Here is a 12,564-nt window from a genome sequence, read left to right as displayed (position 1 = left end):
GGAGGACCCTGGCGGGCCATCCCCTACGGGTGAAAGGTGACCACCACCCCCCGCTGGGTCCCTAGTCGTGGCCGGTGCGCCGGCTTCCCATGGTGAGTACGTCCTTCCCATGGCGCATGGGCCATGGGAAGGACGTGTTCACCAACTGAACATGATCATTCGCCTCAGGCACGCGCCACGGCCAGGCCCGTGAGGGGCACCCTCACCGTGTCCTGGCGCGGTGAGGGTGCCCCTCACGGGGTCCCTGGCCGCCGCTCTTTTCGAATGAACGTGATCAACGGGAGCAACAGGGCCCGGTGGGAACCTGGCCCTCACCTGGTGTTCTTTACAGGCCTCCGGGATTGGGTGCAAACTGCATCCAATGCCGAAGGGGTGAGGCGAGTGCGGCACGCGCCGATGGTGGTCGACGGCCGGCTGGTGGACGGCGACGCGCGGTTCGAGACCTCCAACCCGTACACGGGCGAGGCGTGGGCGACCGTGGCGCAGGCGTCCGTCGACGACGTCGGCACGGCGGTCGACGCGGCGCGCCGGGCGTTCGGCGAGACCTGGCGGAACACGCCAGGCGTGGAGCGCGCCCGCCTGATGAACGCCCTCGCCGACGCGCTCGACGGCGAGGCCGACGAGATGGCGCGCCTGGAGTCGACCGACAACGGCAAGGTGATCCGCGAGACCCGCAACCAGATGGGCTTCGCGTCGCGCAACCTCAGGTTCTTCGCCGGGTACGCCGACAAGATCTACGGTCGCACCATCCCGCTCGACCGGCCGGGGATGTTCGACTTCACCCGGCGCAAGCCGTTCGGCGTCGCCGCCATCGTCACCGCCTGGAACTCGCCGATCGCGCTGCTCGCCAACAAGCTGCCCGCCGCGCTCGCCGCGGGCAACACCGTCGTCGTCAAGCCGTCGGAGCACGCGTCGGTCACCACGTGCGAGTTCGGCCGACTCGCCGTCGAGGCCGGCCTGCCGCCGGGCGTCGTCAACGTCGTGGCGGGCGCCGGCGAGGTGGGCGACGCACTCACGAGCCACCCGGACATCGACAAGATCAGCTTCACCGGCGGCACGTCCACCGGCGCGCGGGTGGCCGAGAACGCCAGCCGCCGCCTCGTGCCGCTCACCCTGGAGCTCGGCGGCAAGTCCCCGAACATCATCTTCGACGACGCCGACGTCGACCGCGCCGTCGTCGGTGCGATCGCGGGCATCTTCGCCGCGGCGGGCCAGACCTGCATCGCCGGGTCGCGCCTGCTCGTCCAGCGCGGCGTGTACGACCGGGTGGTCGAGGAGGTCGCCGCGCGGGCCGGGCGGATCAGGCTCGGCGACCCGCTCGACCCCGACACCGAGATGGGGCCGGTCGCCAACCGCCCGCAGTTCGACCGGATCCTCGGCCTCATCGCCGCCGGCCGCGACGAGGGCGGACGCCTGCTCGCGGGCGGGGAGGCCGCGAAGGGCGACGGTCTCGGGAACGGGCTCTTCATCCGGCCCACGGTCTTCGCCGACGTCACGCCCGACATGCGCATCGCGTACGAGGAGATCTTCGGGCCCGTGCTGTCGATCATCCCGTTCGCCGAGGAGCAGGAGGCCGTCGAGATCGCGAACAGCGTCGAGTACGGGCTCGCCGCCGGGGTGTGGACGAGGGACATCGACCGGGCGCACCGGGTGGTCGAGCAGCTCGAGACGGGCTCGGTGTGGGTCAACACGTACCGCACCAACGCGGCGCAGGCGCCGTTCGGCGGCACCAAGCGCAGCGGGTACGGCCGCGAGCGCGGCGAGGACGCGCTGCTGGAGTACACGTACGTGCAGAACGTGATGATCGACTACTCCGGAGCCGCCCGCGACCCGTTCTCGATCCGCACCTGACAGGAGACCAGAACCGGGGGAGCACGCACCCGCACGCCGGGAGGTAACCATGTCTCGCCAGAGCCGTCGAGTCGCGGTAGCGACCCTGATCGGCACGACGGTGGAGTGGTACGACTTCTTCGTCTACGGCACCGCCGCCGCGCTCGTCCTCAACAAGCTCTTCTTCCCCGGGTTCTCGCCGACCGCGGGCACGCTGCTGGCGTTCGCGACGTTCGCGACCGGCTGGCTCGCGCGTCCGGTGGGCGGGGTGCTCGCGGGCCACTTCGGTGACCGGGTCAGCCGCAAGACGATGCTCGTCATCACCGTCGTGGGGATGGGCGTCGCGACCATGCTCGTCGGCGTGCTGCCGACGTACGCGGCGGTCGGTGTGTCGGCGCCGATCCTGCTCGTGGTGCTGCGGATCATCCAGGGGCTCGCCGTCGGCGGCGAGTACGGCGGCGCCGTGGTGATGGCGGTCGAGCACGCACGTGAGGGCAGGCGCGGGCTCGGCGCGGCTTGGCCGCAGATGGGCGTGCCGGGCGGACTCGTGCTCGGCACCGCCGTGTTCTACGCCTTCACGACGATGTCCGAGGAGGCCTTCCTCGCCTGGGGCTGGCGTATCCCGTTCCTGCTGAGCTTCGTCCTCGTGGTCGTCGGTCTCGTGATCCGGCTGAAGATCGTCGAGAGCCCGGCGTTCGTCGACGCGAAGGAGCAGCAGGCGGTCGTGCGCGTGCCGCTCTTCGAGGTGCTGCAGCGCCACCCGCGGCGGCTGCTGATCCTCATCGCCGCGCACATCGCGCCGAACACGTACTTCTACACGTTCGCCACGTTCATCCTCGCGTACGCGACGACGCAGCTGGAGTTCTCGAGCAGCACGGTGCTCGTCGCGGTCAGTGTCGCCGCGCTCGTCGAGACCTTCACGCTGCCCGCGTTCGCGTTGCTGTCCGACCACGTCGGCCGGCGGCCCGTCTACATCATCGGCCTGCTGTTCCTCGCGCTGTGCGCCTTCCCGTTCTTCCTGCTCGCCGACACCGGCAACCCGGTGCTGCTGTTCGTCGGCATCGCCGTCTGCCTCGGCGTCGGCCACTCCGCGGTGTACGGGACGCAGGCGAGCTTCTTCTCCGAGCTCTTCCCGACGTCGGTCAGGTACACCGGCCTCTCGCTCGGCTACCAGGTCGCGGGAGCGCTGTTCGGCGGCCCGCTGCCGATCATCGCGACGGCTCTCGTGGCCGCGCTCGGCGGCCGGCCGTGGCTGTTCGCCGGCTACATGGCCTTGGTCGCGCTGATCAGCGCGCTCGCCGCGTACCTCGCGCCCGAGACCTCCCGCCTGCAGCTCGACGACGTGCGGACGTCGAGCCGACCGGACGCGGGGACCCGCCCCGCGCCGACCACCTAGGAAGAAGGAGCACGGTTGTCCACGACCGAAGCCGATGTCGTCGTCGTAGGAGCGGGCAACGCCGGCCTGGTCGCCGCGCTCACCGCGCACGAACAAGGCGCCCGCGTCGTCGTGCTCGAGGCGGCACCGGAGGAGGAGCGCGGCGGGAACAGCAGGTTCTCCGGCGGCATCTTCCGCACGGCACACCAGGGTCTCGACTCGATCCGGCCCCTGCTGCACGAGTCGAACGAGCGGTACCTCGACAAGGTGGCGGTGGCGCCGTACCCGCGCGAGCGGTACATCGACGACTGGCTCTCGACGTCGGCGGGACGCCCGCCGCTCGACCTCGTGCACACGGTCGTCGACGGCTCGTACGAGACCCTCGAATGGATGCGGCAGCGCGGCGTCGAATGGGAGCTCACGGCCGACAAGCTGTTCGACCTCGACAAGATCGACCGTGTCTACGAGCTGCCGCCGGGTGGCGCGATCCGCGCGCGGGGCGAAGGCGTGGGGCTCGTCGAACGCCTCTACGCCGCGGTCGAGAGCGCGGGCATCGAGGTCAGGTACGAGTCGCCGGCCGCGGGCCTGCTGACCCGCGGGTCCACGGTCGACGGTGTCGCGGTGCGGCACCGCGACCATGTGGAGGAGGTACGCGGCACGGTCGTCCTCGCGAGCGGCGGCTTCGAGGCCAACCCTGAGATGCGGCTGCGCTACCTCGGACCTGGCTGGGACCTCGTCAAGGTGCGCGGCACCAGGTTCAACATGGGGACGATGCTCACCCAGGCGCTGCTCAGTGGCGCCCAGCCCGCGGGCCACTGGGGCGGCTGCCACGCGAGCCCGCAGGACGCCGCGCACCCGCCGGTCGGCGACCTCCGCCTCACCGACAAGCTCAGCCGCTACTCGTTCCCCTACGCCGTGCTCGTGAACCGCGGGGCGGAGCGGTTCGTGGACGAGGGCGAGGACCAGGTCTGGCTCATCTACGCCAAGACCGGCAGCGCGATCCTCGCGCAGCCGGAGGGCGTCGCGTACCAGGTGTTCGACCAGAAGACACTGCACCTGCTCGAGCCGAGGTACCGCACCGGCACGCCGGTGCAGGCCGCCACCGTCGAGGAGCTGGCCGAGCGGCTCGACGTGCCGGCCGGACGGCTGGTCGAGACGCTGGACGCCTACAACGCGTCCGTCGCGCCCGACGCGGTCGACCGGTTCGACCCGTTCACACTCGACGGCGTGGCGGCCGAGCCGGCGGGCCAGCCGCGCAAGTCGAACTGGGCGCAGGCGATCGACGAGCCGCCGTTCGTCGCGTACCCGGTGACGTGCGGCATCACGTTCACCTACGGCGGGCTGAAGATCGACGGTGACGCGCGCGTGCTCGACACCGAGGGACGCGCGATGCCCGGCCTGTACGCGACCGGCGAGATCGCGGGGGAGTTCTTCCACCACAACTACCCGGGCGGCGCGGGACTCGTGCGCGGCGCGGTGTTCGGCCGCATCGCCGGCACGAGCGCCGCACGAAGGGAGCGGTAAGGATGCACGAGGTCTACGCGGTCAAGTTCGCCGAGCACCCGCACGGCTCGCGCGGGGAGTACTTCCACGGTTCCGCGGCCGAGCCGCGCGACGAGCCGATGCAGCTCGACTACTACGTCTGGCTCGTCCGCTCACCCGACCAGGACATCGTCGTCGACGCGGGGTTCACCGCGGAGACGGCCGCACGACGCAAGCGCACGCACTTCCGCGCGCCGTCGGAAGCGCTCGCGCTGCTCGACACCGACTGCGCGTCGGTGCCGTACGTCGTGCTGTCGCACTTCCACTACGACCACGTCGGTGACGTCGAGGCGTTCGGCGACGCGCGGTTCGTCGTGCAGGAGCGCGAGATGGCCTTCTGGACCGGGAAGTACGCGTGGCGCAAGGAGTTCCGCCGGCTGATCGAGCGCGACGACATCGAGCGGCTCGTCAGGTTCGGTCTCGACGGCCGGATGCTGTTCGTCGACGGCGAGCACGAGCTGGTGCCCGGCGTGCGCGTGCACCACATGGGCGGGCACACCGCGGGGCTGCAGGTCGTGAGCGTCGAGACCGCGAAGGGCACCGTCGTGCTCGCCGCGGACGCGACCCACCTCTACGGCAACGTCGAGAACGACGCGCCGTTCGGCATCTTCACCGAGCTGCCGGCGATGTACGACACGTTCGACGCGATGCGCGCGCTGGCGAGCACGCCCGACCTCGTCGTCCCCGGGCACGATCCCGACGTGCTCCGCAGGTTCGACGCGGTCGACGGGCTCGACGGCGTCGCGGTACGCGTCGCGTAAGGAGAGGACGGACTGATGGCCAGCAGCATCGACCCGGTGTGCGTCGTCGGGCTCGGCAACATCGGCGGGTCGGTCGCGGCCAACCTCGTCGACAAGGGACACGACGTGGTCGGCTTCGACCTCGACCCGGCGGCACGCGGTCGCGCGGCCGACGCCGGCGCGCGGGTGACCGGCGTGTTCGCCGACGCGGTGTCGGGCGCTGCCGCGATCGTCACGAGCCTGCCCGATGCCAGGGTGGTGCGGTCGGTGTGGACGGGTGACGACGGCCTCGTCGCGTGCGCCGCGCCCGGCTCGTTCGCGGTGGAGCTGAGCACGATCGACCCCGAGACGATGCGCGACGTCGCCGCATCCGCCCGCGAGGTCGACCTGCGGGTGCTCGACTGCGCCGTGAGCGGCGGTCCCGCCGAGGCGCGCGACGGCACGCTGTCGCTGATCGTCGGCGCGGCCGACGACGATCTCGAGGCGGCACGCCCGCTGCTCGAGGACGTCGGCTCGGTCTCGCACACCGGCCCGGTCGGCACGGGGAAGGTCGTCAAGCTCGTCAACAACCTGATGTCGATGGGCAACGTGCTCGTCGCGGCCGAGGCGTTCGCCGTCGGCGTCGCGGCGGGCATGGACCCGCAGCGGCTGTACGACGTCCTGTCGGTGAGCGGCGGGCGTTCGCACCACTTCACCAAGCGGTTCCCCAAGGCGCTGACCGGCGACTTCTCGCCGGGGTTCACGATGCGCCTGGGGGAGAAGGACCTCGGTCTCGGCCTGGAGCTCGCCCGCCAGGTGGGCGTGCCCGCGCCGTCCGCCGCCACGGCGCGCCAGATGTACGCGCTCGCGCTCGCCGAGGGCCTCGCCGACGACGACATCGTCGCCCTGCTGCGCCTGTACCAGAAGTGGGCGGACGGATGAGGAAGCCATACTTCGGCGTCCGGCCGCCCACGTGGCTCGGCGACGACGCGGTCGGCCAGACGCAGCAGGCCGTCGAGTGGGCCGTCGAGGCGGAACGGCTCGACTACGACGTGCTGTTCGTGCTCGACCGGTTGCTCGCCGCCGCGCGCAAGGGCGGGCTCTCGGTGTACGAGTCGACGATGGTCGACCCGTTCCTCATGCTCGCGGCGGTCGGTGCGCGCACCACGCGGTTGCGCCTGGCGACACTCGTCGCCGTCGTCCCGTTCCGGCATCCGGCGGTCATGGCCAAGCTCACCGCGAGCCTCGACGTGCTGTCGGGCGGGCGGTTCGTGTTCGGTGCCGGCTCCGGCTGGAGCGAGCCCGAGCTGCAGATGCTCGGGGTCGACCGCAGGCGTCGCGGCGCGCAGCTGGAGGAGGGGCTCGACCTCACCAGGCGGCTGTGGACCGGCGAGCCCGTCACCGCGGACGGCGACTTCTGGTCGCTCGACGGCGTCACCGTGCTGCCCAGGCCGGTGCAGCGGCCGGGACCGCCGGTCTGGCTCGGCTCGTTCGCGCCGGACGACGCCGTCACCTGGTCGGGCAGGATCGGCGGCGCGCAGGTGCGCGCGCTCGAACGCGTCGGCCGGGTGGCCGACGGGTGGGTGCCGCTGACGTACTCGGCGGGGCACAAGCGTCAGCTCGATCCGGCGCAGCTCGCCCAGGGCTGGGACGTCGTGGCGGAGGCCGCCGGCGCCGCCGGTCGCGACCCGGGCGACATCGACGTCGTCTACGCGCACTGGATCGCGATCGTCAGGAACGACGCCGAGCGGCGCGCCTGCGAACGCGTGCTCGCCAGGTACTTCCCCGGGGACTTCGACGACGCGCGGGCGACGTATCTCATCGGCACGCCGGAGGAGATCGCCGAGCGCATCCGCGCGCAGTCGGCGTCACTGCCGCGGGTCGACGGCTACCTGTTCACGCCGATCAACGACACGACCGAGCACCTCGAGGCGATCGCGACGGACCTGCGGCCGCTGCTCAGCTGAGGTACTCGTACTTGCGCAGCCAGCCGGCCTGGACGTCCTCGACACGTGCGGCGGCGCTGCCGAGCCGTGCCCGCCAGCCGTCGTCGGCGACGGGCAGGTCGACCCGGCCGACGGCCCGGCGCCACCGGCGGCCGGCCGGCATGCCGACGAACTCGCCGACTCCGTCGAGCGTCGCGGCCGGGTCGGCGGTGAAGTCCTCGTAGCGCACGTGCAGCACCGCCGCCGAGGGCAGCCGAGCCAGGCCGTGCTCGATCGCCTCGACCTCGCGCACCCAGTGCCTGGCGCACAGGTCCCAGGGGTCGCCGCCCTTCTCCTCCCAGGCGAGCGGGGTGTCGCCGAACCACCAGACGTGCGAGCCAGGCCACCAGTCGGTACGGCTCAGCGACTCGGCGACGGCCCGGCCGTCGCGGTGGACGACGACGATCCTGGCCCGCGGGAAGATCGCGTGGAGCAGCGGGAGCCGCCTGCCGTGTGCCGCCTGCCTGCTCACGAACACCCGCCCGCCGCCGAACCGCGCGAGGTCGCCGACGGCGCGGCGCAGCGAGGTCTGCCTGCGCGTCGCCTCGACCGCGTCGCTGGCCTCCGGCACGTCGTACGCCGAGAACAGCGACCCGCTCTCGACGGGCCGCGGAAACGCGCGCGCGAGCGGTGTGCGGTCGTCCGAACGGAACCACGCAGAGTGGCGCATCCGGTGGGCGCGCGCGGCGAGGCGGTTGAGCGAGGCCAGCGGGCCGAGGTACGGCCTGCGGCCGACCCAGTTGGAGACCCAGGTGCTGTCGGGGTGCAGGCACAACAGCTTGTAGAGGAACGAGGCACCGGAACGGGGAGCGCCGACCACGAAGACGGGCGGGTCAGCGGGGCCCATCACCCTCCTCGGTCGCGCCGTCATCCGTTCCGTGATCACACTGCCAGAGCCCGGTAGTCGTCCACCCACGTCGCGGCGCGCAGGTGAGCCGGTGGCTACGGTCCGTCGCCTCCGAGACCCGACCCAGCAGGACGGGCGGCGGTGCGATGGGTCAGGCGCCGATGCGGACGCGGTCGCGCACGTCCTCGTAGTGATGCTCGATCGCGTCGGCGTGGACGGCCGGTGCGAACCGGCGCTCGGCCTTGGCCCTGGCGGCGTCGCCCATGTCGGCCGCGCGCTCGGGTGCCGCGAGCAGCGACGCGATCGCGTCCGCGAGGGCCGCCGGGTCGCCGGGTGCGACGAGCTCGCCGTCGATGCCCGGATCGACCACCTCGGGCAGGGCGCCGAGCCTCGTGGCCACGACGGGGCGTCCGCACGCGAACGCCTCGAGCACCGACGATGCCTGGCTGTCGTGCGCCACCGAGGGAGATACGACGCAGACGGCGCCGCGGATCAGGCCGTGGGCCTTCGCCGTGTCGAGCTCCCCGTGGAACGTCACGCGGCCCGGCGCGAGCTCCTCCGCCAGTGCCTCGAGCGTCGCGCGTTCCTGGCCGTCGCCGACGACATGGAGGTGGGCTCCGCCCGGCACCTGCGGCCAGGCGCGGACGAGCACGTCGACTCCCCGGTCAGGGGTCAGCGGACCGTGGTAGACGGCGTCGTCACCCGGCAGGTGCCCGGGCACGATCGCGTCGGTGTCGACGAAGTACTCCTGCACGTGCAGGCGGTACGGGAAGACGTTCGCCGACCGCATCACATCGGCGAGGAACCAGCTGGGGCACAGGAATCTGTGCACCGGCGCGTACGCGTGGGTCATGCGGTGCAGCGAGGTGCGGATCGCGGCGGCCGTGCTGCGCGCGAGCGAGCTGCCGCAGCGGCGGCGTACCGCCTGCATCGGACCGCCGGTGATGCAGGCGGTGCACGGCGTGCCGTGGTCCATCAGCTCGTGCGTCGGGCACGCGAGGGTGTAGTCGTGCAGCGTCATGATCGCGGGGATGCCGCGCTTCGCGACCGGCCTCAGCACCGACGGCGACAGCTCGCCGTACACGTCGTGCAGGTGCACGACATCGGGCTGGAAGTCGGCGAGGACGTCGTCCATTCCGTGGGACGCCGACGGCGACCAGGTCGCGCGGCCGACCCCCTTGACCTTGTCGACGGGCCCGGCACGGCCGGGGTCGAGCTCGACGTGCGACGGGAAGCTGCGCTCGTACTGGTAGGTGCGGTTGGCCGGGTGCCGCATCCCGAAGAACGTCACCTCGTGACCGGCGACGTGCTGCAGCTGGGCGAGATCCTCGGCGTACGCGTCCGCGAAGCCACGACGGTGGAGGTACCTGTTGACATGGAGGATCCGCACGGCCCTATGCCTTCCGTTCGTCGCGAGGCCGACGAGCGGGATGCCCTGTCAGTACGCAACGCCGCCGGGCGCGCGGCGCGTGTGAAGCGACGTCGGCGGGGCCGGCGACCACATGCTGGACGTACGCGCATCGGGGCGGGCGCACTGGGGGGCGGGCGCTCATCGCGACCATAGTGCGCGCGAAAGTGTCCCTGGGAAACACCCTCTGTGCGTTGAGGCACCGAAACGACACGAGCCGTGACAGCTTGTATCGGACGCGACGTTCGCTCGAACACCGGACAGCCCGGACACGCCGGCATGGGCTGGCAGATCGCGCTACGCGACGAAGGTCTCCACCTGCGGGCTGCTGCCGGCCGCGGCGGCGTGGTAGGCCCAGCCGATGCGCTCGACGGCGTCGTCGATCTGGTCCGTGGGCAACGTGAACGGCAGGCGCAGGAACCGTTCGAACGAGGCGCCGATGCCGAACCTCGGCCCGGGCGCGAGCAGGACGTCCTGCCGGGCGGCGAGCGCCGTCAGCGCCGTCGTGACCGGGTGGGGGAGCGCGCACCACAGGGTCAGCCCGCCGGCGGGCGGGTGGAACTCCCAGTCGGGCAGGTCGCGGCGCAGGGCGGCGGCGAGGTGGTCGCGCTGGGCCCGCAGCTCCGCGCGCCGCGGGACGAGCATCGCGTGCCGGTCTGCCATCAGGTGGGTGAGGACGAGCTGGTCGAGCACCGGCGTACTGGTGCTGAGGCCTGCCCTGGTGACGAGCAGCGGGTCGACGAGCGAGCGCGGCACGCGCAGCCAGCCGATGGACAGCCCGCCCCAGAACGACTTGCCCGCGCTGCCGAGCAGCAGGACGGGCGCGCCGCTCGACCGTGCGTACGCCGCGAACGGCCTGGGCATGTCGTCCTCGTCGACGTCGAGCGACAGCTCGACCATCGTCTCGTCGACGACGGTCGGCGTGCCCGACGAGCCGAGTGCGCGGGCGAGCCGCTGGCGCGTGGCGTCGTCCATCAGGTGCCCGGTGGGGTTGTGGAAGTCGGGGATGAGGTACGCCAGCCGCGGGTTGGCCTGGCGGACGGTTGCCTCGACCATCGCGACGTCCCAACCGGTCGGGTCGACCGCGGTGGGCACCGCGCGTGCGCCGGCGAGCTCGATGCTGCGCAGCGCGTTCGGGTAGGTCGGGTGCTCGCAGAGGACGCGGTCGCCGGGACCGGTGAAGTGGTGCAGGGCGAGGTCGAGTGCCGCGAGGGCGCCGGACGTGACGATGACCTGCTCGGGCCCGGTCGCCAGGCCGCGCTCGGTGTACCTGTCGGCGAGCGCCTGACGGAGCTCGGGCAGGCCGTGCGGCTGGTAGCCGTGCTGCGCGGTGTAGCGCGGCAGGTCGGTGACCGCGGCCTCGACCGCCCGGGTGAAGCCCGCGAGCGCGGGGACGGTCGCGCAGGCGAGGTCGATGCTGCGCTGGTCGGTGCTGGGGAGGAACGCGGGCTCGTCGTCGAGCGGGGTGCTCGGCAGGGTGGTGCGGCTGCCGGACCCGCGCCGGCTCTCCAGGTAGCCGCGTGCGCGCAGCTCGGCGTACGCCCCCGCGACGGTCGTGCGACTGACGCCGAGCGCCGTGGCGAGGGAGCGTTCGCTTGGCACGCGGCTGCGCGGCGGCACCCGCCCGTCGAGCAGCAGGTGCTCCACCCCGCGGGCGAGCCGGGTGTAGACCGGACCGGCGCCGTGCAGCCCGCCGAGGAGCTCGACGAGCCGCCGCGGACCGATCGCTCGTTCGGCAGCCATGGGTCCACTATTACCCAACTGGCTATGGATCACCAGGCCAATCACGAGGCAAAGTGGCTCCTGTGACTGTGTTTCCTGGCGGCCTCCTCCGCTCCGCTCCCCGCTCGGTGTCCACCTGGTCGCCGTGCGCACGTCGCGTCGCTGCGATGCTCGCTTCGGAGGCCGCCTCGTGACCGAGCCACCCGAGTCGGCGGGCACCCTCCGCGCCGACCTCACCCTCGCCTCCCCGCTCGCCCAACTTCGCGAGGGCAGGCTGCCGCGCCGGCTCGTCCAGCTGTACGTGGGCCTGGCGCTGTACGGGTTCTCGATGGGCCTGATGATCCGCGCGACGCTGGGGCTGGGGCCGTGGGACGTCCTGCACCAGGGCGTGGTCGACCGCACCGGGCTCAGCTTCGGCACGATCGTCTTCCTGACGTCGCTCGTGGTGCTGCTGCTGTGGATCCCGCTGCGCCAGTGGCCCGGGCTCGGCACCGTGAGCAACCCGGTGGTCATCGCGGTGACGGTCGACCTGACCCTCGCCCTGATCGACCCGCCGTCGCACCTCGCGGTCAGGATCGCGTTCGCCGTCGGCGGGATCGTGCTCAACGCGGTCGCGACGGCCGCGTACGTCGGCACCCGGCTCGGTCCCGGACCGCGCGACGGCCTGATGACCGGCCTGGTCCGCACGACCGGCCGGTCCGTGCGCCTGGTGCGCACCCTGATCGAGGGAAGCGTCCTGCTCGTCGGCTGGCTCCTCGGCGGCCCGCTCGGCGCCACCACGGTGCTGTACGCGTTCGGCATCGGGCCGCTCACCCAGCTGCTGCTGCCGTACTTCGTGGTCAGCCCGGCGCGCCCCCGCCCCTGACCAGGGAGCGGACGCCCGTCGATCAGACCTCGTTGCTTTCGCAGTCAGCGGCTGGTGAGACGGTGATGAGGGATTCCGCTGTGACAGCCGTCGACGATGTGAGGAGGTTCGATGCGCTACTCGGTGAACGTCTGTTTTGCGCCTGACTTCGTGACGCAGATCGGCGTGTCTATCAGACAACATCCGACGGGTTCTCCGACCTCTCCCGGAGGATCTGATCATGTCCGAACTCGACCGTGGTACCGACCGTGCTGGCCGGCGTTCGAAGCGG

At 72.1% G+C, this 12,564-nt stretch carries 10 protein-coding genes; 7 read left to right on the top strand and 3 right to left on the bottom strand.

The features are described 5' to 3' along the window. Positions 1-396: 396 nt before the first annotated feature. The 6 genes from GEV10_29920 to GEV10_29895 are packed head-to-tail and all read left to right on the top strand — an operon-like array spanning position 397 to position 7,433. Entirely contained in the window at positions 397-1,851 is a 1,455-nt protein-coding gene (locus GEV10_29920) for an aldehyde dehydrogenase family protein (protein MQA82630.1), read from the top strand. Between the two features lie 49 nt (positions 1,852-1,900). Continuing rightward, on the top strand, positions 1,901-3,226 hold the full coding sequence (locus tag GEV10_29915; GenBank protein MQA82629.1) for an MFS transporter: 1,326 nt from the start codon (positions 1,901-1,903) through the stop codon (positions 3,224-3,226). A 15-nt stretch (positions 3,227-3,241) separates the two neighbouring features. Then, positions 3,242-4,729, top strand: coding sequence for an FAD-dependent oxidoreductase (locus tag GEV10_29910; protein ID MQA82628.1), 1,488 nt, complete (start codon positions 3,242-3,244; stop codon positions 4,727-4,729). 2 nt (positions 4,730-4,731) lie between these two features. Further along, a complete protein-coding gene (locus GEV10_29905) occupies positions 4,732-5,508 on the top strand; it encodes an MBL fold metallo-hydrolase (protein MQA82627.1) in 777 nt (258 codons plus the stop codon). Positions 5,509-5,523: 15 nt separating this feature from the next. Further along, the gene (locus tag GEV10_29900; GenBank protein MQA82626.1) at positions 5,524-6,408 is read left to right on the top strand and encodes an NAD-binding protein; all 885 of its coding nucleotides are present in this window, start codon (positions 5,524-5,526) and stop codon (positions 6,406-6,408) included. Continuing rightward, positions 6,405-7,433, top strand: coding sequence for a TIGR03619 family F420-dependent LLM class oxidoreductase (locus GEV10_29895; protein MQA82625.1), 1,029 nt, complete (start codon positions 6,405-6,407; stop codon positions 7,431-7,433). The genes GEV10_29900 and GEV10_29895 overlap by 4 nt, the downstream gene beginning before the upstream one ends. Here GEV10_29895 and GEV10_29890 read toward each other — a convergent pair. From GEV10_29890 to GEV10_29880, 3 genes are all read right to left on the bottom strand, one after another. Continuing rightward, positions 7,426-8,322, bottom strand: a complete 897-nt coding sequence (locus GEV10_29890) for a hypothetical protein (GenBank protein ID MQA82624.1) — start codon at positions 8,320-8,322, stop codon at positions 7,426-7,428. The genes GEV10_29895 and GEV10_29890 overlap by 8 nt on opposite strands. Before the next feature lie 127 nt (positions 8,323-8,449). Then, positions 8,450-9,688 (bottom strand): glycosyltransferase, encoded by a 1,239-nt coding sequence (locus GEV10_29885; GenBank protein ID MQA82623.1) that lies wholly within the window; start codon positions 9,686-9,688, stop codon positions 8,450-8,452. Positions 9,689-10,003: 315 nt separating this feature from the next. Beyond that, positions 10,004-11,449 carry an aminotransferase class I/II-fold pyridoxal phosphate-dependent enzyme gene (locus tag GEV10_29880; protein ID MQA82622.1) on the bottom strand — a complete coding sequence of 482 codons (1,446 nt, stop codon included), beginning with the start codon at positions 11,447-11,449 and terminating at the stop codon, positions 10,004-10,006. 169 nt (positions 11,450-11,618) lie between these two features. On the opposite strand from GEV10_29880, the gene GEV10_29875 reads away from it, so the two are divergent. Beyond that, positions 11,619-12,293, top strand: coding sequence for a hypothetical protein (locus tag GEV10_29875; protein MQA82621.1), 675 nt, complete (start codon positions 11,619-11,621; stop codon positions 12,291-12,293). Positions 12,294-12,564: the final 271 nt, after the last annotated feature.

The organism is Streptosporangiales bacterium, assembly GCA_009379955.1.
Lineage (GTDB): Bacteria > Actinomycetota > Actinomycetes > Streptosporangiales > WHST01 > WHST01.
The sequence above is the reverse complement of the archived record's forward strand: the minus strand, read 5'-3'. Positions and strand labels throughout refer to the sequence as shown.